The sequence below is a fragment of the Roseobacter litoralis Och 149 genome, from assembly GCF_000154785.2.
Taxonomy (GTDB): domain Bacteria; phylum Pseudomonadota; class Alphaproteobacteria; order Rhodobacterales; family Rhodobacteraceae; genus Roseobacter; species Roseobacter litoralis.
In genome coordinates, this window is sequence record NC_015730.1 from 1,158,818 (window position 1) to 1,180,351 (window position 21,534).

Here is a 21,534-nt window from a genome sequence, read left to right on the forward strand (position 1 = left end):
CCTTTGCACCTGACAGGGGCGTTTGGTCGCGCGGGATCAGTTGCCCGCGCTCTCCATTTTCCGGTTGGCGATGACCTCTTCGAGCCATCCAAGACGCATTTCGGGCACTGAACTCAACAGCAGGTCTGTATAGTCGTCGAATGGCGGGCTCAACACCTGTGACTTTGGCCCATAACGCACGACTTCGCCCTGATACATCACCGCGATGCTGTCCGAAATGGCGCGCACTGTCGCCAGATCATGCGTGATGAACAAGTAGGCAACGTCATCTGCCTTTTGCAGGCTCAGCAGTAATTTGAGGATTCCGTCCGCGACCAGTGGGTCGAGCGCCGAAGTGACCTCGTCGCAGATGATCAGTTTGGGTTTTGCGGCCAGTGCGCGGGCGATGCAGACACGCTGCTTTTGTCCGCCGGACAGTTCCGCAGGGTATCGATCCTGAAACCCGCTGCCAAGCTCGATCTCATCCAGCAGTTCCTGAATGCGTTTTTGTTTCTCCGCACCCTTGAGACCGAAGTAAAATTCGAGGGGTCGCCCGATGATCGTGCCGACGGTCTGGCGCGGGTTCATCGCGGTGTCGGCCATCTGATAAATCATCTGCAACTCGCGCAGATCTTCCAGTGGCCGGGTGGGCAGGTCAGGCGTCAGCACGCGCCCGTCAAAGGTGATCTGACCCGCGCTGGGTGGTAAAAGCCCCGTGATCACCCGCGCCAGCGTCGATTTGCCGGACCCGGATTCGCCCACGACCGCGAGCGTCTGACCGGGGTGCAGATCGACGTTGATGTTTTTCAGAACGTCGAACTTGGTGCCGGGATAGCGGGCGGTTATGCCTTCGATCTTCAGCACAGGTTCTGCCGAGGGCTGTTTTTCCTCATGCTCGATGGAGCGCACGGAAACCAGCGCTTGTGTGTATTCTTCCTGCGGGTGGTTGATGATCTGATCGACCGTACCGAATTCGACCATTTCGCCCATGCGCAGCACCATGATATGGTCCGACACCTGCGCGACCACAGCAAGGTCGTGGGTGATATAGAGGGCGGCGACACCGGTGTCCCGGATCGCGTCCTTGATCGCGGCCAGTACATCAATCTGTGTCGTCACATCCAGCGCTGTCGTGGGTTCGTCAAAGACCACAAGGTCCGGTTCAGGGCAGAGCGCAAGGGCGGTCATGCAGCGCTGCAACTGCCCGCCGGAGACCTGATGCGGATAGCGCTGGCCGATGTTTTCCGGATCGGGCAGGCCGAGTTTGGCAAACAGGGCAACCGCGCGCTCTTCGGCTTGCTTGCGGGCGAATTTGCCTTGCAGGATGGCGGCCTCTGTGACCTGTTCCAGTATCTTCTTGGCCGGGTTGAAAGAGGCGGCAGCGGATTGGCTGACGTATGTTACCTCGGCCCCGCGCAACCGGCGGATGTCACGGATACCGGATTGCAGGATGTCGCGCCCGTTGACCTCAACCGAGCCGCCCGTCAGTTCCACACCGCCGCGCCCATAGGCCATGGAGGCAAGGCCGATCGTGGATTTGCCCGCGCCGGATTCCCCGATCAGACCCAATACCTTGCCGGGGGCCAGATCGAAATCCACACCATGCACGATCTCGATGTCGCGCGCTTTTTCGCCCGGAGGATAAATCGTTGCGCCGATTTTCAGGCCACGGACTCTGAGAAGCGGTTCGCTCATCCCCGGCCCCCTTTCAGGCTCGTGGTGCGGTTCAGCACCCAGTCGGCCACGAGGTTGATCGAAATGCACAGCACGGCGATGGCATAGGCCGGATAAAGGGCCGCCGCGATGCCGTAGTTGATGCCTTCCTTGTTCTCTTTTACGATGCCACCCCAGTCCGCCTGCGGGGGCTGCACGCCAAGGCCGAGGAACGACAGGGTGGACACAAAGAGCACAGCAAAGATGAACCGCAGGCCCATTTCGGCCACCAGTGGCGACAGCGCATTGGGCAGGATTTCGCGAAAGATGATCCAGCCGGTTTTTTCACCGCGCAGGCGCGCCGCTTCGACGTAATCCATGACCGTGATGTCTACGGCGACGGCGCGCGCCAGCCGATAGACCCGCGTGGAATCCAGCAGCCCCATGAGAACAATCAGGATGGTGATCGTCGTGGGCATGACAGACAGAACCACAAGCGCGAAGATCAGCGAGGGGATCGACATGATGAGGTCAACAAAACGACTGATCGCCTGATCGACCCAGCCGCCGGAGACAGCGGCAAAAAAGCCCAGCACGGAGCCTGTGATAAAGCTGAGCGCCGTGGCGGCGGTGGCGATAAAGATCGTGGTTTGCCCGCCATAGATCATGCGCGACAGCAGATCGCGCCCGATATTATCGGTGCCCAACATGAATTGATCAGAGGGCGGTTCCCAGACATCGCCAACGACTTCGGCCATGCCATAGGGCGCAATCAGGGGCGCAAAGATCGCCATGAGGAAAAACAGGGAGGTGAAAAACAGGCCGACAAGGGCCGCGATGGGTATTCTCATTTCGGATGCCTCAACCTTGGGTTTGCAAGGATCGACACGATGTCCGCGACGAGGTTCAGACCGATGTAGACGGCGGCAAAGATCAGCCCGCAGGCCTGCACCACGGGGATGTCCCGTTTGGCCACGTGATCCACGAGGTACTGGCCCATGCCGGGGTAGGCAAAGACGACCTCGACCACGACGACGCCCACGACGAGGTAGGCGAGGTTGATCATGACGACATTCACGATGGGCGCGATGGCGTTGGGGAAGGCATGTGTGGCGATGATTTTAAGCATCGGCATGCCCTTGAGTTCGGCGGTTTCGATATAGGCCGATTGCATCACATTGAGGATCGCCGCGCGCGTCATGCGCATCATATGCGCCAGCACCACCAGCGTCAGGACCATGACGGGAATGGCAATCGCGTTGAGCTTTTCGCCAAGGCTCATGCCATCGTTGATAATGGCGACGGACGAGAACCAGCCGAACTTGATGGATACCCAGTAGATCAGGATGTAGCCGATCATGAATTCCGGGACTGAGATCGTGGTCAGCGTCACCCCGGAGATCAGTTTATCGGGCCAGCGGTCCTTGTAGCGTACCGCCAGAAGGCCGAGGAAAATCGCCAGCGGCACCGAGATAACGGCAGCCCAGAAGGCGAGGAAAAGCGTATTTGACAGGCGTGACCCAAGGCTTTCGGCGATGTCGCGGCCATTGGTCAGAGCAGTGCCCAGGTCGCCCTGCATCACGCCACCGAGCCATGAAAAATAGCGGGTCAGCGCAGGTTCGTTCAGGCCAAGTTCACGTCTGAGATTTTCAAGGGCCTCTGGCGTGGCGGATTGGCCAAGGATCTGTTGAGCTACATCGCCGGGGAGAATGGAGGTTCCCGCAAAGATCAGCACAGAGGCGGCGAAGAGCAAAAGGACACCCAGCGCAACGCGCTGGGTTACCAGTTTCAGGATGGGATGCATCTGACCGACCGCCCTAAGCGTCCGTCAGCCAGCATTTGATCGGTGCTTTGTTGTTCATCAGCGGACCGTTCGGATCATCGACCCAACCGCCCACATTGCTGGCAATCGCCCCGACGAAATCATTGAACATGGGCAGGATCAGACCGCCTTCGTCACGCACCATCATGGCCATTTCCGAATAGATGGCCTTGCGTTTGGCTTCATCGATCTCGGCGCGGGCCGCCAGCAGTTTTTCGTCGAACTCCGGTTTTTTGAAGCGCGTATCGTTCCAGTCTGCAGTCGACAGATAGGCGGTCGAATACATCTGGTCCTGCACCGGGCGACCGCCCCAATAGGACGCGCAGAACGGCTGTACGTTCCAGACTTCGGACCAGTAGCCGTCATTTGGCTCGCGTTTGATTTCCAGTGGAATACCAGCGGCTTGTGCGGACTGCTGGAACAACGCGGCGGCATCAACCGCGCCGGGGAAAGCACCATCGGCTGTGCGCAGAATAATGGGCGATCCGTCATGGCCGGATTTCTTGTAATGCTCCGCCGCTTTGGCCACGTCATGTTGGCGCTGCTCGATCGTCGTGTCGAACAGAGGGTATCCGGCATTGATCGGGAAGTCATTCCCGATGGAGCCATAGCCGCGCAGGATTTTGTCGACAAGCTCTTCGCGGTTGATGGCGTATTTCAGGGCAAGGCGCAGTTCATTATTGTCGAAGGGTGCAGTGTCGATGTGCATGATGAACACGTAGTGCCCGCGACCGGCTGTCGATTTCACGCTGAGGCTCGGTGCGCGGTCCAGAAGGGCCGCGACTTTGGGGTCCACGCGGTTGATCATATGCACTTGGCCGGACTGCAGGGCGGCGGTGCGCGCGGTTGCATCATTCAGTACCAGTTGCTCTGAGAACTCTGCAAAGCCGCGGTTGTCCGCGTCCCAGTAATCATCGCGCCGTTTGAAGCCATGACGCACGCCGGGTTCGTCAAATTCAATTGTATAGGGGCCGGTGCCGATGCCTGCGGCGGGGTTATCCATGCCGCCACCAGGCTGGATCATCAGGTGGTAGTCTGCCATCAGGTAGGGCAAATCGGCATTGCCGGTGGACAGGTCAACGATGAAGTTGTCGCCATCCACGGACATTTCTTCGATGCCGCGCATGATGCCGAGGGCACCCGACTGGCTGTCTTCGTTGGAGTGGCGCTGCATGGTCATCATGACATCTTCGGGAGTCATTTCCTTGCCGTTTGAAAACGGAATGCCCTTGCGGATTTTGAACACCCATTTTTTGGCGTCAGATGATCCTTCCACGCTTTCGGCCATGCGCATCTCAAGGCTGCCGTCGGCACCGACATCCACGAGCGTCTCGCCCCAGTGGCGCAAGTTATAGAGCGGCACTTCGGAGGCGGTCAGGGCCGGGTCTTGCGTGTTCGTGCTCTCGCCACCCGAGGCGCCCAGTTTCAACGTGCCACCGCGCACGGGGCCTGCTGCCTTTGCAGCGCTCGCAAGCATGGCATTAGCAACCACGGCTGTGACACCAAGCGCTGCCGCGCGCCCCACGAATTCGCGGCGGGTCATCAACCCTTTGGTCACACGTGTACTAAGGTGCTTGAGTTCGTCGTTCATCGTCATCTCCCGATTGTGATGCGCTTTGTGCGCTTATCTGTTTTTTCGTGATGTCAGTAAGCATGCGCATTTCCTGCCATGCCGCAAGGCTTATTGCACGAATTTGATTGTACCCATCTAAATGTGGTCGCGGGGAATTTGGTCTGACACATCACGCGCATAGATGCATTCGTCGTTCTCATAGGCTTCGATGCGCGCCGAAAGGAAGAACGTATCCGCGTCGCACCACATTTTGCTATGCGCCTCAGTACGCAGGCGTATGTTGTCCCGCTCGATTTCCTCGGTCCAATGGCAGGTGCCACGCGCCGACAGCGGATCATTCGGGTGAATATCCCAGCGTTCGCGCGCAACTGAACCCGCGATCAGGCCATGTTGCTTATCGCGCAGTTTCCCGAAATCATCTTCGATGATCAGCGAGACAACCCCTGTGGTCATGTCCGTTTCGCGCCGCCGCACGCTCTTGGCCTCGCGCAGTGTTTCAACCTCCCACGGGGGGGCGGCGGTCGGCGGTTCGAACCGGCATTCGTCGCGCCGTGCCTTGCGACGCACGGGCAGGTTCATCGTCCCACTATGCAGCGTAATGCGTGCCGCTTGCGGTGCGGGCCAGATTAGCGGCCAGTAGTTTGTCGACACGGAAACCCGCAGTTGGTGACCTTTGGGCAGCCGGTATGCAATATGATCGAGGTGGAAAACCACGCGTAAGGGTTCCCCCGGCGTCAGATGGCTGGGGTTGGCATGCCCGTCGCGGTGGCTCAGGTTCATCACGCCATATGTGATGCGCGTCGTCGCACCATCGGGATGCACGTGATTGAGCCGCACGGCGATCTGCGTCTGTGGCTGGTCCGAACTCAGCCGCAAGGTGATGCGTGGCGCGCCGAAGATATCCGTGTCATCCTCCGCCGGGGCGCTGTCAAACGTGGCGGAATGCGTATCATCGCGCCGCTGATCGCCCGGCATTTCCGGCCCCAGCCAGATGGCGCAATATTCACCGGATTCCGCCCCGCAATCCTGTGGCGATGAGACCTCTGCCCGCAAGGCCCCTGCGCCATCGGACAGGCCGTTGTTCGTCAGATGCAGGGAGCGGTGGGGGATATGTGTTGTTGCGCCATATTCCTCTGCTGCCCAGCGACCCGGCCGTTCGGTATACCAGCGTTGGGGGCGTGCGCCGTCCATGATGTAGGCGCGGTAATCGGGGTCCTGCGTCACTCCGGTGTCGATATCCTTGAGCCAGTGATCCCACCAGCGCAGGGCTTCCTGCAGAAAACCGATGCGCGGTTCGGGCACGGCGAAATGGGGGTATTTATGCACCCATGGCCCGACAATGCCCTTGGCATCCGGCAGCGCTTCGACCAGTTTCGGCACCGCGTTTTTATAGGCGTCCCCCCAGCCGCCAATCGCAAGCACCTTGGCCTTGATGGCGCTGTAGTCTTCGCAGACCGAGCCGTGTTCCCAATAGGCATCGCGCCTTTGGTGGCGCAGCCAGACCGAGGGTAAAAACGGTTCGTTCTCAAGGCGTTCCAACCACATGGCGCGCCAGTCCGGGCGCAGGGCAGGGTCGGGGGCGCGGCTGGAATAGGCCCACATCGTGGAGCCCCAGCCGAGATTTTCATTCAGCAGGCAGCCGCCCTTGTAATGGATGTCATCTGCGTAGCGATCCACGGTCGAACAGAGCGTGATTACGGCTTTGAGCGGGGCAGGGTCAAGGACCGCAACCTGCAATCCGTTAAAGCCGCCCCAGCTGATCCCCATCATCCCGACACGTCCGTTGCACCAGTCCTGTGCTGCGATCTGGTTGATGACTTCGACCGCGTCGGCCAGTTCCTGCGGGGTGTATTCGTCCTGCATCACCCCTTCGCTGTCACCATTGCCGCGCATATCGACCCGCAGGCAGGCATAGCCGCGTTCTGCAAACCACGGGTGGGTCAGCGCGTCGCGCGCGCAGGTGCCGTCGCGCTTGCGGTAGGGTAAATACTCGAGGATCACCGGCACAGGATCTGACCCTGCGTCCTTGGGTTTCCACAATCGCGCAGAAAGCCTGCATCCGTCTGAAAGCGTGATGCCGAAATCTGCGTCTTCTTCGATGTCGCGTAGGGAGGTGTCGTTATTCATGCGCCAACGGTTGCCGCCCTGTGCCCTGTTGTCAAGCGGTCAGCGCCGCCCTTTCACTGCTTGAGCGCGATGACGAGGTCCATCACATTTGTGCCCGTGGGCCCCGTGCGCAACAACGCCCCGCGCGCGTCCAGCCATGTCCCTGCATCGGCACGATCAAGCGCGTCCTGCCCACTGGCATCCCATGTTTCGCCATCGACAATGGCCCCGGCGGCATCGGTCGGCCCGTCCGTGCCATCGGTTCCGGCAACCAGCACCTCAATTCCGGACTGGCCCGCGATTTCGCGCGCGATCAGCAGGGCGAGCGCCTGATTGCGCCCGCCGCGTCCCGGCTGCGGCGGCAGGATGACGGTGGGCTCACCGCCCCGAATGTGCACGCCCGCAGGCCCGGACACAAGAGCGCGGCCGAGACGCGGCCCGAGCGTTTTGATGTCGTCATAAAGGCTCTCTTCGTTTGATCTGACCGGCAGGCCCTGATCCGTGGCCTTTTGCGCGACGGCCTGTCTGGCGATGGCGTTGCTGGCGACGATCTGCGCGGTGAAAGAAAACGGCGGATCCTCCGGCGCATCTGCAACCCCCGATCCGATGACGGAGAGCATATCGCCCTCCACATCCGAAATCGCTAGGCTCGTCACCTGCGCGCCCTTGAAGTTGGACAAAAGCTTGCCCCCCTTCACCCGGCTGAGGGTTTTACGCACCTTGTTCATCGCGTGAATATCCGCGCCAGAGCCAAGCATTTCGGTCGTTCTGGCCTTAAGCCCGGCAAGATCAAGCCCCTCGACCGGGGCTTCGGCAAGGGCAGAGGCGCCACCGGACACCAGCATCAGCAAGTGGCTGCCAGCCGCCATGCGCGACACCACATCCAGCATGCGCGCCCCGGCCAGCAGCGAGCTTTCGTCCAGTACCGGGTGCGCCGCCTCGATGATTTCTGCACGCGCGGGGGCACCGTCCGCGTGGTCATGTTTCGTGACAATCAAGACAGGGGCGTTGGGGAATTTCTCATGGGCCGCAATCGCCATGGCCGTGGCGGCCTTGCCCACGGCGATGATCTGATCGGGGCTGTCGGTCACAGTACCCGTTGACAGCGCATGCTGCACGGCACTGTCGCCGCGCACGGCCATAACGCCAGCCTCAAAAAGGGATACCAATGTGTTTTGATGTGTCATGCGGTGTCTTGTGCAGTTGAAAGGAAAAGGTCAGGCATCGGCGGTATCAAGCCAGAGGGTAACAGGCCCATCGTTGCGAAGCGATACCTCCATATCCGCGCCGAACTGGCCGGTCTGCACGGGAATGTCCAGTGCGCGCAAATCTTGCGCGAATTGCTCGTATAGCGCTTGCGCCTCTGCGGGTTTGGCAGCACCGGAAAAACCGGGGCGATTGCCGCGTGACGTGTCGGCGGCCAGCGTGAACTGGCTGACCACGAGGGCGGCACCGCCGGTTTGTGCAAGGTTCAGGTTCATTTTACCGGCGTCATCCTTGAATACGCGCAGCCGGGATATCTTGGCGACCAGTCGCGCGCTTGTGTCCGCAGTATCACCGGGCATGGCGCAGACCAAGATCAGCAGCCCATGGTCAATCGCGCCGATTGTATTGTCGTCGACCGCGACCGATGCCGCACTGACACGTTGCAGCAGCGCCCTCATCGCGTCACCGCCGCGCCGTGGTGTTTCGGTTTGACCGTTTGGATCATTGGTTCATCGCGTAAAAATATCCCACAGCGGCGGCCACAGATAAGCCGACGATTGCGGCCAATGCAATCTTGATCGCTGAATACGGCCGCTCCCCCTGCACCTTGCCTGTGCGCCCGTTCACCACAAAGCGATAGGTTTCGCCCCGGTATTTGTAGGCGGCAAGCCAGACCGGCAAGAGGATATGTTTGAACGTGACATCGCGAATTTGCGTATCGACGCGGTGAACGCGTTGCCGGTCGCCGCCGATGTCGAATTTGATGTCACGGCGGATCGTGGCGTCCATGATGGCGCGCGCCTCAATAAAGCCTTGCTCCAGCGTGACGGCGTATCCTTCGGCGCGAAAGCCTGCGAGGTATTCGGGCGTATAGGGTTCAAGTGCGGCAAGATCCCAGGGGGCCAGACCATCGGTGAACCTTTTGGGAAGGCTTTTTGACGCCAGCACCAGAACATCATCAAAGAACCGCGCAACCTGCCCGCGCGCTGCGCGCCATCGCACCTTGGCGACCCGGACGGTTGTTGGTTTGCCGTCGCGCATGACCTGACGGGTCTGATAGTAGACCGTGCCCCGCTCGCCAGTGTAGCGCGACGTGGTGTCTGCATCATAGGTCCAGTAGGGCACATAGATGCCATCCATCTTGCGCCCCTTGCGGGCGTAATCCTGAAGCCCGTTTGGCGCGAACCAAAGCGAGCCCAGCCAGTCGTTCATCGCATCATGGGCGGTGCGCTCGTCCAGTGCAAAAGGCAAAACCGCCCGCGGTTTGATGTGGCGGTGAGTGCCGGTGTCGGTGACGACAGGCGTTGCACAAAACGGGCATTCCTTGGCGTGCACATTGGGATCAAAGGCGACTTCGGCGGCGCAATTGGGGCAGGAGGAGACGCGCGTCTCTTCCATCTCGGGCGCGGGCAGATCGCCTTTCAGGGCCGTGTTGAAATCAAGCTCGCGGATTTTCGCCGCCGCCCATGGCCCTTGATCGAGGCTTTCGATATGCCCGCAATGCGCACAGACCATTTGCCCCTGCGCCGGGTCAAACCGCAGGTCTGCGCCGCAGGTGTCGCAGGGAAAATGATGCTCTGCCTGCTGGATTTGCGCCTCTGTGCTCATAACATACCGTGGAGGGATCGAGGCGTTATCCGGTGCAGCGCCCCATCCATCAGCGCCATGTGCCGCCAGAGGTTAAAGAGTGCGTGCAGGGCAGTGGCGGCGACCAGAGCGACCAGCAGCGCATGCGTGTCGGGGCCGGGTAAGGCCGCTCCAAAGCTCAGCGCCAGCGTGCTGAGGGATGTCCAGACCAGCAGAAGATACATGCCGCGATTGAGCCATGGATGCGCCTGTCGAAACGGCCCCGTCAGTTTCGGACCCGGCCCATTCATCCGGCCAAACGCAAGGGCAAGCGCGCCCATGGCCAGACCGCTCAGCCCGAAGGCGGCGGTAAAGAGTGCGGTTTCGCGCCCCGATGCCAAAACCAGCAAAAGCAGAACCAGCACCAGCCAGTGTAACAGGATGGTGGCACGGCGACGGGTCATAACACGCGCGCTTTCGCCGGGCTATGGCGCGCGGTGCGGCTCAGTTGTGGCGGCGCGGCATATGGTTTCTGACGTTCGCTCAAGGGTTTATCCCGCGTTCGGCAGGGGCGGGGGAGGCGGCAGGACGGTGAAAAGCTGTGCGAGTTCCGTGACGTCCTCGGCGGCCATCCAACCATCCTGACCGGGCGTCCAGACGAGAGTCTGACGCGTCAGCGCCCCTTCGCTCACCATGCGGCCCATCTTGGCTTTGGAAAAGGGGCCCTTTGTCTGACCCTGCTCTGCGATGTGCCAGACATGTTCGACCGGGGGCAGGGCGGGAGGGGCCATGTGCCGCGCCGCAGCAGCCGGTGCCGCCTCGGCCCGCGCGCCCCAGGGGCCTGCCTGTTGCGCGGCGGCCTGCCCGATCTGCATGCCCAGACCGGCACCCAGACCTGTCTGCAGGGCAGCCGCCCCGCCCCCATCGCGCCCCAAGGCTTCAGCGGCCTGAAACTGCATGTATTCGTTGAGGTTCCCGATCACACCCATCGACGATCGCTTGTCCATGACCTGTTCCACGGACGGCGGCAGCGAGATGTTTTCGATGTAAAGCTCTGGCATCGACAGCCCGTATTCTGCCAGTTGACTGCTGATTTCCTTGCCCACCAGCTGACCCAGTTCGCGCGTGTTGGCGGCCATGTCCATGACCGGGATGCCCGCGCGCGCAAGGGTGCGCGAAAATTCCTGCACGATGATGTTGCGGATCTGAAAGCTGATCTCATCCATGGTGAATTCGCCATCGGTCCCAACGATTTCGACAAGGAATTTGGCCGGGTCGCTCACCTTGATCGTATAGGTGCCAAAGGCGCGCAGCCGGACCGGGCCGAATTCCGGATCGCGGCAGATCACCGGGTTTTTGGTGCCCCATTTGAGATCGCTGAACCGGGTCGTATTGACGAAATACACCTCGGATTTAAACGGGCTGCGAAAGCCATGATCCCAGTGTTGCAGCGTCGTCATCACCGGCATGTTGTTGGTTTCAAGCATGTAAAGCCCCGGCGTAAAGACATCCGCAAGTTGCCCCTCATGCACAAACACGGCCGCCTGACCCTCGCGCACGGTCAGTTTCGCCCCATATTTGATTTCATGCCCTTCCCGCTCGAAACGCCACACCATGGTGTCACGGGTGTTATCCGTCCAATGGATGACGTCGATGAATTCGCCGGAGAGAAAATCAAATATACCCATATGTCTCAGTCCTTTGGTCTGTGACCCCTACAAGGGGCCAGAATTGGTCAGTTCACGTGCGATGATCCGTGTGATCGGCGCGGCCTCGGCAGCGCTCATCCCGATATCGAGGCGCGGATCGTAGAGCATTTTCAGCAGAAGCTCATCATGCGCGGTCAGAAGCGCGAATTCATCGTCATCATTGAAGATCGAAGGGCGCGCATCGCGGCTGTCATTGGCCAGCCCAAGCCCCTGGGCGAGCTCTTCGTGGATGCAGCTGAGCCGCAGAAGGTCCGGGTTTTCAGCGCGGACGACAGCCACGGCCGCCGTGTAGGTGTTTGGATCTGATCCGGTGGCAAAGGCAATGACAATACAATAGTTGTCGCGGCCAAAGTCGCGCAAGGGGTCGAGGTCTTGCGCGTTGAGGCCATTGAGGCGCGCGGCGGCTGTGTTCAGGGCCGCGTCGCGATCATCTTCACCGGCAACGATCACAATGAAATTCGCCGGGCCGAGTGTGTTAACCGGATGACCCGTGACGCGCCCCAGCCTGCCGGCATAGTCACGGATGCGCGCATCCTCCGCCTTGCGCACGGAGGGCGGCACGCCTGCGCCGAAAATCGTGTCAAAGCGCACCGGTCCTTCCCATCTGCGCAGCAGGCTTTCTCCGCCACGGCCCTGCAAGGCACTGGCGTATTCGTTGTAAAATACGATCTGTTCAAAGTTGCGCGCCAGCATGTCAGGCGTAAAAGGCGTGTCAGGGCCGCCTCCGTCCTCACGCAGCAGGCCCTGACTGAGCTGTGCGGCCTGCACCTGAACAAGATAGCTGCGCAAGGCAGCGCTTTGTTCTGAGGTCGGTTGAACGCCTGGCTGCCCAAGCCCCGCAGGGCGCGCCTTGGGTGTTATGCTGGTTTTGAGGGGCATATCACAGGCTGCAACAGCAAGGAGCGCGGCCAAAGCCACGCCCCAGCGTAATATGGAACAAATCCGCTGCACCTTGATCCTAACTGGGGACCGCAGTGGCTGCGGTGTCGCCTGTGCCATCGCCGCGCGCTTTGGCAGAGGCCAATGTGTCGCGCAGCTTGCTCTCCATCTCTTTCAATTCCACTTCGGCGGCGGCGCGTTTGGCTTTGCCTTCATCCGCAATTTGCAGGCTCTCTTCGATGGTGCCGATCAGGTCTGCATTGGCCTGTTTCACCGCTTCGATATCAAAGACGCCCCGCTCCATTTCCTCGCGGATAACCTTATTGCTCTCGCGCAGGTTCTTTGCATTGGCGGTCAGCAGTTCGTTCGTCAGATCATTGGCCTGACGCACGGCTTGCGCGGCTTCGGCAGAGCGCTGGATCGTGACGGCCTGCGCCAATTGGGTTTCCCAAAGGGGCACGGTGTTGACCAGCGTCGAGTTGATTTTCGTGACGAGGGATTTGTCGTTTTCCTGCACCATCCGGATGGACGGCAACGACTGCATCGTGACCTGACGTGTGAGCTTCAGATCATGCACACGCCGCTCCAGATCGTCGCGCGCGGCGCGCAGATCGCGCAATTCCTGTGCGACCATGACCTGATCGTCCTCGGCTGCCGCATCGACCTCCGCGGCCTTGGCGGGGATCACCGTTTCGTCCAGTTCGGTCAGTTTCTCTTCGCCCGCCGCGATGTAAAGCGCCAGTTCATCATAGAAATTCAGCGTCTTTTCATAGAGCATATCGAGCGACTTGATGTCCTTCAGCAGCGTGTGCTCGTGCTTGAGCAGCTCATCCGTGATCCGGTCAATCTGTCCCTGCACCTCTTCGTATTTCGCGGTGAATTTCGCGATGGGGGCGGCGCGCCCGAGCAGTTTTTCAAACCAGCTTCGGTCCCGGCGCATGTCCAGTTCAGCAGTGGAAAAGCCGCGAATTGTGGTCACGATATCGCGCAGACTGTCGCCCGCAGGACCCACATCCTTGTTGCGCACACCGCCCAGCATGGCTTGCGAAATTTCCTGCAGTTCCACCTGTGCGCGGCTGCCGAAAGAGACAATCGAATTTGTATCCGACATGTCGATCTCGGCCATGCGCTTGGTGATTTCTGCGCTGACGGGGGCATCTGCTTCGGCCAAGGGAACGATGGCGTTCGCTTCGATGGGTTCCGGCAAGGTCGCTGCGGTCACTTCTTCGACCATGGCGAGGGTCTCCTGAGCCTTGGCGCGTATTTCTTCGGACATGGTAACTCCCTTAATCAAGTATCAAAAGATGCGTTAGTCTAGACGCACGCCTTCGCGGTCCAGACGATCCCGCAGGACGTCTATTTCGACGGTCAAATCACTATGATCATCGAGCAGTAGTTTCTCGTGGCGGGCCGCAAAGTTGCGTTGCAGGTCATCCAGCAGCGACAGGTAGTCGTCACGCGTCTGGGTGCGTTGGTTCTGTGCGTAAAAATCCACAAATTTCGCCGTCGCATCGCGCGCGCCGAGCAAATAGACGCCGAGGTATTTCCGCGCGGCAGTCAGGTCACGCGGGTCTTCCTCAACCGTGCGGATCAGCTTGCGCGCGGCGGATTGAAAGGCGGCCATGCGCTCGTTGATCTGACGATCCCCAATGCGCAGCAGTGCGTCTGTCATGGCCTTGAGGTGCGCGTCGGCCTCATCGACAACACGTGCCACGCGGTCCTGCTGAAAAGTGTCGATGCCTTCCATGCCCTTGTCGGACAGCGGGTCGATGCCAAAGGCGGCAAGATGCAGGCCCGTCACGGCCACACCATAAAGAACGGCGGCGATAAGGCCATTGTCATGGCTCAGTGCGCCAAGGGCGATGCCCCCGCCCGCCAGCAGGGCCGCCAGTATCTTGCGGGGCAGGGCAGGGCGGCGCGCAGCTTTGCGATCACGATACGCGGCCTCGGCCTGTAAGCCGCCGCGCAAAAGCCACGCCCCCAGACATAAGGTTCCCGCCCCGGCCAACCCTAGAACAAGCGCGAGCGCGCCGTTGAAGACTGCGGTAAAAAGCAACGCGACGGCTGGCAGGAACATCAGGTTCGCGCGGGCACCAACAGGGTCCACAGTGGCCGCGGTAAACGTCGCTTCGGCCTGCGAGCCTTCCTGAGGGGCGCCTTTCGGACTGAATTGGCCGCCAAAGCGTTTGGCCATGATTACAGCCCCCCCATCAGACCGGAAGCCACACCAACCATCAGAAGCAGCAGCGCAAGATAGGCCGTTTTTTGAAGCGTCGTTGGTCTCATTTGGTCCCCTAAACCGATGTCTTGGTCAAATATAGGCCCTTGCCGCAAACTGCGCTAGGGTTGAGTTCCGAACAAACTGCACCTGTACCAGTGTAATACCGTTATCACTGAAATGATGCAGCGATAGATGAGTTTGACGACATTTTTCTTAATACTACGAGGGGGAAAGCCGCAAAGGATGCGTCATTTACGCGGTTTTTTGGTGTGTTTGAATGATTTGCCCGGGGCTGCTGTGCGCGTCCGATTCACATTTGGCCCCCGTTTTTTGCCAGCATCCGGGTGTTTTGGTGCGCTCTCCTCAACCTCGCCCTCAAGGCCCAATTGGTCACGCAGGATCTTGCGCCGCACCTCTTCAACCGCGCCGGGCTTCAATTCCCCGAGTTGAAAAGGACCATAGCTGATCCGGATCAGGCGGTTCACGGATAGGTCCAGTTCCGCCAATGCGCGGCGAATTTCGCGGTTTTTACCCTCGCGCAGCCCCACGGTCAGCCATGCATTTGCACCTTGCTGGCGGTCCAGCGTGATCTGCATGGGTTGAAAATTTTCACCCTCGCTGCTGATCCCGCGCCGCAGCGGGTCCAGCGTCGCATCAGTTGGTCTGCCATTGATACGCACGCGGTATCGGCGCAGCCATCCCGTCGTGGGCAGTTCAAGGCGACGTTTGACCCCGCCATCATTGGTCAGCAGCAACAGCCCTTCGGAATTGATATCGAGCCGCCCGACGCTCATCACACGGGGCATATCCTCCGGCAAGGCGCTGTAAATTGTTTCGCGGCCCTTTTCATCGTTGTCGGTGGTCACGAGGCCCGTGGGTTTGTGGTAAAGCCAAAGCCGTGCGGGTTCTGGTGGTGACACTTCTTTGCCATCCACCGTGATCTTGTCGGTGCCCTGAACATTCAGTGCCGGGGATGAAATATGCTGTCCGTTCACCTTGACGCGGCCGGCCTCGATCATACGCTCCGCCTCGCGGCGACTGGCAACACCTGCGCGGCTGAGGACTTTGGCAATGCGGTCGCCCTGCGGCGTGGGTTCTGATGTCATGAGGCGGGGCATACCGTGTTTGTCGGGCTTGCGAAAGAGAACAGTTTGCGTGCAAGTAAGCCCATGCAGTTCAACACGCATATGCAAGCGGCCCTCTCTGAGGCACGTGCAGCCGCCAAGCGCGGTGAAGTCCCGGTCGGTGCTGTCGTTGTGGACCCGGATGGCCTGATTATTGCCGCTGCAGGCAATCAGACCCGCGCGGACCTCGACCCGACAGCGCATGCTGAAATGCTGGCGATCCGCCGGGCCTGTGCTGTGCTGGGGACGGAACGGTTGATCGATCATGCGCTTTATGTGACGCTTGAGCCTTGTGCGATGTGTGCCGCGGCAATTTCAGCGGCGCGGATATCGCGGCTGTATTACGGTGCGGGTGATCCGAAATCGGGTGGCGTGGCACAGGGCGCGCGCGTCTTTAGCCATCCGCAATGTCACCATGCGCCAGAGGTGTTTGATGGCATCGCCGCTGCGGAATCCGAGGCCATGCTCAAAGGGTTCTTTACCGCGCGGCGGTAGGAGGCGTAGCTCAAAAGGGTATCGGTTTCATGACCTGCGGTTCAATCACATTGACCTCTGGCAGTGCGTCGATGAGGTCGGTCGCGGACTGTTCAAGCAGCTCAAAAGTCTTGTAGTGGCAGGGGATCACGGTTTTGAAGTCAAAGTACCGCTTGGCGGCATAGGCCGCGCCCTTCATATCCATGGTGAAATGCCCGCCCGCGCTGAGGATGCCGATATCGGGTTTGTAGTAATCGCCGATCCAGTCCATTTCGGCGGAGATACCGGTGTCACCTGAAACGTAAATGGTATGACCCTCGCCCTGCACGATGAACCCCGCTTCGCGCCCGAGGGAGGCCGCCGCGTCCGGCCCATATGATGTTGAATGAAGAGCAGGAACCAGCGACACGGCCACCTTGCCGAGCTTCACCGTTCCGCCCATGTTGAACCCTATGACGCTCAGGCCTTCCTTGGACTCGAGATAGCTCATGAAATCATAAATTCCCACGGCAGGTGCACCCAGCGATTTTGACAGGGCCACAACGTCCGCCGTGTGATCGAAATGGCCATGGGTGATCAGGATATGCGTCGCACCCGTGGTGGCGGCCGCGTGCTGATCCTCAGGCAACATCGGGTTGCCTGACAGCCACGGATCAATCAGCAGCACCTGATCTTCGATTTCGATGCGAAAGCTGCCATGCCCGAGCCAAATGATTTGCATTGAATCCCTCCCTGTCTGCAATACTTGGACCTTAGACGCGGATGCCGCTTTAGGCAAAACCGTCGTTGGCCGCATGTTCAGATGCAAGGGAGACAAAGGTGGAGTGGACGCGCTACGTTGACGGATACTGTGAGCGTATGGGGCCTGAATACTGGGCGGAACCCATTAATGCGATCACTAATCTCGCCTTTGTCCTTGCAGCACTTGTGATGTGGCGGCGTGCGCGCGGGGTCCCCTTGGCACGCGCCTTATGCGTGGTGCTGGGGCTGATCGGGATCGGCAGCTACCTGTTCCACACCCATGCGCAGGTCTGGGCTGCGATGGCGGATGTATTGCCCATCATCGGTTTCATTCTGCTCTATCTGTTTGCGGTGAATCGCGCGGCCTTTGACGTCAGCGGTTGGCCTGCCCTTGGGCTGACGGCGCTTTTCATTCCCTACGCCGGTATGATGGTCCCGGTGTTCTCGCTTGTCCCGGCGCTTGGCGGGTCAGCGGCATATGCGCCCGTGCCGCTGCTGATTTTCCTCTACGCCGGATTTTTGCGCCGCCGGTTGCCGGAGTTCGCCCGCGGTCTGGCGATTGGCGCGGGGTTGCTTGTGCTTTCACTGGCGTTTCGCACCTTGGATGAACCGGTCTGTGAGGCCATCCCGATGGGCACGCATTTCATGTGGCATGTGCTGAATGGCGTCATGCTGGGCTGGATGATCTATATATACGTGCGGCTCATGCACCAAAAGGCGCGCAACTCTCACGCCTGACGCAGATGTGGGACAAAGCGTGGTGCCAGAAAGGGCGCGGTGCATGAAAAAAGGCTGCGCAGTCTGCACAGCCTTGTCATTCGCTTCGCCGGAAGATCAGTTTACTTGATCTTGCCTTCTTTGTACTCAACGTGCTTGCGCGCGACGGGGTCATACTTTCTGATGACCATCTTTTCGGTCATGGTACGCGCGTTCTTTTTCGTTACATAGAAATGGCCTGTCCCCGCCGAGGAGTTCAGACGAATTTTGATCGTGGTTGGCTTGGCCATGTTTTCTCTCCTGCTGCGTCCCAACTCCGCCGAGGGGTCGCGTAAATCCTGAAACCCGGCTTTTACCCGGATCAAGCAGTGAGTCAACAGCTAAACGATGTATTCATCACCCCAATCTTGTCCGGTCAAGCGCAGACCGCCGTGGCCGGCGCATGCAAAACCCCCGCTGAGCATGACTTGAGATATCGTGCGACGGGCGCACGCCGCTCAGGTCGAACGCGATCAGTGCCATATCAGTGTGAGCCACCGGTCAGGGACCGGATGAATTGCGGGACATTGCGTGCATCCACAACGGCCTCGCGTACCAGCCAGTCAAAGTGACTGGAGAGCGATTTCACCCGTTCGATCTCGCGAAACGCGAGATAGCATTGCCCCACATAGACCACGGCGAGGTTCGGTCCGAACACGGTTACGGGGGAGCTGAACACCCGATGGGCGTCAAACAGGAAAACGCGCAGCCGTGGAAACATCTGATCGCATTGGTCGGCAATGAAGTTCAACTGTTCAAAGCGGGTGCTTTCATCAACGCCTTTGTAATAAGCGGTGCCCGCCGCGCAGGCTTCGATTTCGTGGATCGGCAGGGCGATCTCGTAATCCGACACGCCGGATGCCAACCATGCCAGTTGATCCTGCATTGCGCGGTAGGCTTCGGGCAGGCGGCGTTCGCGCACGGCGGCGTATTCCCACTCCAACATGCGTTCTGTTTTCAGGATATCGGGCAGGGTCGCCGGGACATGGCGCACCTTGTACCCGGCGGCTTCGTGATGCCATTCCAGCAGTTGTTCATCCGCAGATGTTCGCTCGGCCGGGCTAAGCGACAGGGCCGCCGCCACGATATCGCCCGGTGTTTCCGGCCTGTTCGTCAAGCCCAGCAGCCAATCGGTACTCACGCTCAACACATCCGCCACATCTGCGGCCAATTGTGCGTTTGGCAGGCGCGGGTGGTCATCTTTCAGCAATTGGCCAATGGTGGAGCGGTCCACCTTCGTCGCGCGGGAAAGCGCACTTTTCGTCACCCCTTTGAGCATCATTGCTTCTTCAAGCCGTTTTCGAAACAGGGTCGCACGCAGGCGTTTGTCCATTGTGATCAACTTTGCAGATAAAATGCACCAAAATTGAATTTACGCAGCAAATTCACCAAATGTCCACCGGGCACAGTTTGCGATAGCAAAATGAAAATCCAAAGGCTTGCATGGAGAGTTTTCGATGGACACCAAAATCAGATTATTGACCAAAGCCGTCACTTGGCAGGTTGCCGGGTTTTTCACGATGATGTTGATCGGTTTCATGTTCACGGGGTCAGTTGCAGCGAGTGGTGGCATCGCATTTGCCGGATCAGTGGCGGGGTTTTTGGCATATTTTGTGCATGAGATCCTGTGGTCGAAAGTTGCATGGGGCAGGGGCGGTGTCCCTGCGATGAAAAGGTAGGATCGTTGATCTACGGGCCACGATTAATCACGCACCGTTTAATGCGTCAGGCGAAAAACCTGAATTACATAACGCTGCCTGAAATAAAAGATTTCAACGCGTTACGTGATACTTGATGTTTCAGGTACTTCGTCAGACACTCTAGAACGGGCCGGTTCTGGTCCTGCATGCATTACCGTTCACCGACTGACGGGCACAGAAAGAGTGCGACAGATCGGTTGCTTTTTTAAAGTGCGCGGAGGGCCTGTAAGCCGGATTCTGTTCCCCGGAGTTGCCCCCGGTTCGATGACCATTCCTCTTGCCCGGCGGTTGCCCGCAAGGCTCTAGCTGCCAACCCGGACCTGCTGGGGCAAAAGCGGCCCCGTCTTGCGACGCGCGGTCCCTATTTGGCATTGCTCCCGGTGGGGCTTGCCATGCCGTCCCTGTTGCCAGCGACGCGGTGGGCTTTTACCCCACCTTTTCACCCTTGCCTGTCGGCGGTTTCGGTTGCCCGACCTGCGCGACAGGAGGTCTGTTTTCTGTGGCGCTTTCCGTCAAATCGCTTTGCCCGGGCGTTACCCGGCACCGTTGCTTTTTGGAGTCCGGACTTTCCTCGACCCTGTTGCCAGTGCCGCGGCCATCCGGCCCTCCGCGCGGGTGCGTGATGCGCGTAAATCGCAGCAGCGTCAATGGCCATTGCAGCGGCCCGGGGTCAAACCCGGTGATACAACTGCAGATCGTCGTCCGTAAGCGGGCCCTCGCGCCATGGCGCAAAGCGCAGCCGCGTGGCCCTCAGCAGCGTTGCGTGATCCACAGGGGCGGTAAAACCTGCGCGCTGTGCGGCGTGTTCAAACCCATCGCACTGCGTCTCCGGGGCCACGGGTGCGGCCAGCCCCTGACGGGCCAGACGCGCCCAGTCAAAGCGTGGTCCGGGGTCTGATTTGCGCCCCGGGGCCATGTCGGAATGGCCAATGATGTCGCTTGCAGCCACTGGCCAGCGGTTGCGGATGCCCTGCAACAGATCCTCCAGCGCGGCCATCTGTGGTTCGGGAAACGGCTGCGTGCCGTCGTTATCCAGTTCGATGCCGATAGACCGAGAATTGATGTCAGTCAGCCCGCGCCATTCCCCGACGCCCGCGTGCCAGGCGCGTTGATCCTCCTTGACCATCTGCGTCACGGGGCCGCTGCGATCAATCAGATAATGTGCGGAAACCTCCGCCTGCGGATCACACAGGCGCGCGATGGCTGCGTCGGCGCTTGCCATGGCGGTATAGTGAATCACGATTAGCGTAGGCGTCAGCCCATTGCGCCGCGGGCTAAAATTCGGCGAAGGGCAGTGCCGCATGGTTAGCCTTGCGAGGCGCTGCGAAAAGGCGTTGGATCCCAGCCGCAGGCATAGCCATCCCCGTCCGGATCAAGGCCTTTGCGATCCCGTTTGGGGCCGCCACGCGCCAGAAAATCCAGTTGGGCCTTGTCCGGCGACGGATACTGCGCGCAGTTACGTTCCGCCCGCGCGGCCCCATTCAGACCGGCGCGTGCGTAGACCTTTGTGCCGACCGGATGGGTTGTCGCGAGCGCGAAGGCGACGATGTTGGGCTGGTTGTCGCCTGTGCGTTCCGGCAATGCTTCTGGCTGAATGAGCTGATATTGCGCGCGGTTATGGGCGATGCGTTCTGCGTCACTTTCGATGCTGCGCTGCTCAGAGACGGCATCGAAATTGTTCTCATTGGATATGCCGATTGTATTCGAAACCGTTGGCGGCACAGGCTGGAGCGTCGATGTCGTGCTGGTCTGTTGCAAAATTCGCGTGGTATCGGCAGCGGTTTGTTCAGCGGATCCGTCTGCCGGCACTGCTCCTGTAACCGGAATGGTGCCGTCAAGGGGGGGTAAAACCGTGTCGGGCGCGCCGAGGGGGGCGCCTTGCAGCGCCGCATCGCGTGCCTGTATCGCTTCGGCCGATGTGAACCCGGCACCGCGCGGACTGTCGGACACCTGTGGCGCGCAGGCCGCCAGTATCAGTACAGCAGGCAGTACAACGGATAGATGCGGTCGCATGCGAATTCCCAT

Annotated in this window: 22 protein-coding genes and 1 other RNA gene; 3 read left to right on the forward strand and 20 right to left on the reverse strand. The window is 59.9% G+C overall.

The window, feature by feature from the left end:
• Positions 1 to 36: 36 nt before the first annotated feature.
• From RLO149_RS05390 to RLO149_RS05455, 14 genes are all read right to left on the reverse strand, one after another.
• Entirely contained in the window at positions 37 to 1,674 is a 1,638-nt protein-coding gene (locus RLO149_RS05390; protein ID WP_013961062.1) for an ABC transporter ATP-binding protein, read from the reverse strand.
• A complete protein-coding gene (locus tag RLO149_RS05395) occupies positions 1,671 to 2,483 on the reverse strand; it encodes an ABC transporter permease (RefSeq protein WP_013961063.1) in 813 nt (270 codons plus the stop codon). The genes RLO149_RS05390 and RLO149_RS05395 overlap by 4 nt, the downstream gene beginning before the upstream one ends.
• Positions 2,480 to 3,436: an ABC transporter permease gene (locus RLO149_RS05400; RefSeq protein ID WP_013961064.1), complete on the reverse strand. Its 957-nt coding sequence runs from the start codon at positions 3,434 to 3,436 to the stop codon at positions 2,480 to 2,482. The genes RLO149_RS05395 and RLO149_RS05400 overlap by 4 nt, the downstream gene beginning before the upstream one ends.
• A 13-nt stretch (positions 3,437 to 3,449) precedes the next feature.
• Positions 3,450 to 5,045 carry an ABC transporter substrate-binding protein gene (locus RLO149_RS05405; RefSeq protein WP_013961065.1) on the reverse strand — a complete coding sequence of 532 codons (1,596 nt, stop codon included), beginning with the start codon at positions 5,043 to 5,045 and terminating at the stop codon, positions 3,450 to 3,452.
• Between the two features lie 117 nt (positions 5,046 to 5,162).
• The gene (locus RLO149_RS05410; protein WP_013961066.1) at positions 5,163 to 7,154 is read right to left on the reverse strand and encodes a CocE/NonD family hydrolase; all 1,992 of its coding nucleotides are present in this window, start codon (positions 7,152 to 7,154) and stop codon (positions 5,163 to 5,165) included.
• A 53-nt stretch (positions 7,155 to 7,207) separates the two neighbouring features.
• Positions 7,208 to 8,320 carry a glycerate kinase type-2 family protein gene (locus RLO149_RS05415; RefSeq protein ID WP_044025223.1) on the reverse strand — a complete coding sequence of 371 codons (1,113 nt, stop codon included), beginning with the start codon at positions 8,318 to 8,320 and terminating at the stop codon, positions 7,208 to 7,210.
• A gap of 30 nt (positions 8,321 to 8,350) precedes the next feature.
• Positions 8,351 to 8,797, reverse strand: coding sequence for a D-aminoacyl-tRNA deacylase (gene dtd, locus RLO149_RS05420; protein ID WP_013961068.1), 447 nt, complete (start codon positions 8,795 to 8,797; stop codon positions 8,351 to 8,353).
• Positions 8,798 to 8,840: 43 nt separating this feature from the next.
• Positions 8,841 to 9,947 carry a TFIIB-type zinc finger domain-containing protein gene (locus tag RLO149_RS05425; RefSeq protein WP_013961069.1) on the reverse strand — a complete coding sequence of 369 codons (1,107 nt, stop codon included), beginning with the start codon at positions 9,945 to 9,947 and terminating at the stop codon, positions 8,841 to 8,843.
• Positions 9,944 to 10,369, reverse strand: a complete 426-nt coding sequence (locus tag RLO149_RS05430) for a hypothetical protein (protein ID WP_013961070.1) — start codon at positions 10,367 to 10,369, stop codon at positions 9,944 to 9,946. Before RLO149_RS05430 ends, RLO149_RS05425 begins: the two co-directional genes overlap by 4 nt.
• Before the next feature lie 87 nt (positions 10,370 to 10,456).
• On the reverse strand, positions 10,457 to 11,593 hold the full coding sequence (locus RLO149_RS05435; protein ID WP_013961071.1) for an SPFH domain-containing protein: 1,137 nt from the start codon (positions 11,591 to 11,593) through the stop codon (positions 10,457 to 10,459).
• Positions 11,594 to 11,620: 27 nt separating this feature from the next.
• Complete coding sequence (locus RLO149_RS05440; protein ID WP_169315065.1) at positions 11,621 to 12,613, reverse strand: DUF2927 domain-containing protein; 993 nt, start codon at positions 12,611 to 12,613, stop codon at positions 11,621 to 11,623.
• A complete protein-coding gene (locus RLO149_RS05445) occupies positions 12,573 to 13,769 on the reverse strand; it encodes a toxic anion resistance protein (protein WP_013961073.1) in 1,197 nt (398 codons plus the stop codon). Before RLO149_RS05445 ends, RLO149_RS05440 begins: the two co-directional genes overlap by 41 nt.
• A gap of 33 nt (positions 13,770 to 13,802) precedes the next feature.
• The gene (locus RLO149_RS05450; RefSeq protein WP_013961074.1) at positions 13,803 to 14,687 is read right to left on the reverse strand and encodes a 5-bromo-4-chloroindolyl phosphate hydrolysis family protein; all 885 of its coding nucleotides are present in this window, start codon (positions 14,685 to 14,687) and stop codon (positions 13,803 to 13,805) included.
• Positions 14,688 to 14,962: 275 nt separating this feature from the next.
• Complete coding sequence (locus tag RLO149_RS05455) at positions 14,963 to 15,820, reverse strand: pseudouridine synthase (RefSeq protein ID WP_013961075.1); 858 nt, start codon at positions 15,818 to 15,820, stop codon at positions 14,963 to 14,965.
• 63 nt (positions 15,821 to 15,883) lie between these two features.
• Here RLO149_RS05455 and RLO149_RS05460 point away from each other — a divergent pair, with 63 nt between their 5' ends.
• Positions 15,884 to 16,333: a nucleoside deaminase gene (locus tag RLO149_RS05460; protein WP_013961076.1), complete on the forward strand. Its 450-nt coding sequence runs from the start codon at positions 15,884 to 15,886 to the stop codon at positions 16,331 to 16,333.
• A 10-nt stretch (positions 16,334 to 16,343) separates the two neighbouring features.
• Here RLO149_RS05460 and RLO149_RS05465 read toward each other — a convergent pair whose 3' ends face one another.
• The gene (locus RLO149_RS05465) at positions 16,344 to 17,033 is read right to left on the reverse strand and encodes a metal-dependent hydrolase (protein WP_013961077.1); all 690 of its coding nucleotides are present in this window, start codon (positions 17,031 to 17,033) and stop codon (positions 16,344 to 16,346) included.
• 98 nt (positions 17,034 to 17,131) lie between these two features.
• Here RLO149_RS05465 and RLO149_RS05470 point away from each other — a divergent pair, with 98 nt between their 5' ends.
• The gene (locus RLO149_RS05470) at positions 17,132 to 17,791 is read left to right on the forward strand and encodes a ceramidase domain-containing protein (RefSeq protein WP_013961078.1); all 660 of its coding nucleotides are present in this window, start codon (positions 17,132 to 17,134) and stop codon (positions 17,789 to 17,791) included.
• 101 nt (positions 17,792 to 17,892) lie between these two features.
• On the opposite strand, the gene rpmG is transcribed toward RLO149_RS05470, so the two are convergent.
• A complete protein-coding gene (gene rpmG, locus RLO149_RS05475; RefSeq protein WP_013961079.1) occupies positions 17,893 to 18,060 on the reverse strand; it encodes a 50S ribosomal protein L33 in 168 nt (55 codons plus the stop codon).
• A 233-nt stretch (positions 18,061 to 18,293) separates the two neighbouring features.
• Positions 18,294 to 19,142 (reverse strand): helix-turn-helix domain-containing protein, encoded by an 849-nt coding sequence (locus tag RLO149_RS05480; protein WP_013961080.1) that lies wholly within the window; start codon positions 19,140 to 19,142, stop codon positions 18,294 to 18,296.
• Positions 19,143 to 19,266: 124 nt separating this feature from the next.
• Between RLO149_RS05480 and RLO149_RS05485 the strand changes: the two genes are divergently transcribed.
• The gene (locus RLO149_RS05485) at positions 19,267 to 19,488 is read left to right on the forward strand and encodes a DUF2061 domain-containing protein (protein WP_013961081.1); all 222 of its coding nucleotides are present in this window, start codon (positions 19,267 to 19,269) and stop codon (positions 19,486 to 19,488) included.
• Between the two features lie 231 nt (positions 19,489 to 19,719).
• On the opposite strand, the gene rnpB is transcribed toward RLO149_RS05485, so the two are convergent.
• From rnpB to RLO149_RS05500, 3 genes are all read right to left on the reverse strand, one after another.
• Positions 19,720 to 20,120: RNase P RNA component class A (rnpB, locus tag RLO149_RS22985), an RNA gene on the reverse strand.
• Between the two features lie 59 nt (positions 20,121 to 20,179).
• Entirely contained in the window at positions 20,180 to 20,812 is a 633-nt protein-coding gene (locus tag RLO149_RS05495; protein WP_013961084.1) for an N-acetylmuramoyl-L-alanine amidase, read from the reverse strand.
• Positions 20,813 to 20,814: 2 nt separating this feature from the next.
• Entirely contained in the window at positions 20,815 to 21,522 is a 708-nt protein-coding gene (locus tag RLO149_RS05500) for a hypothetical protein (protein WP_044025551.1), read from the reverse strand.
• Positions 21,523 to 21,534: the final 12 nt, after the last annotated feature.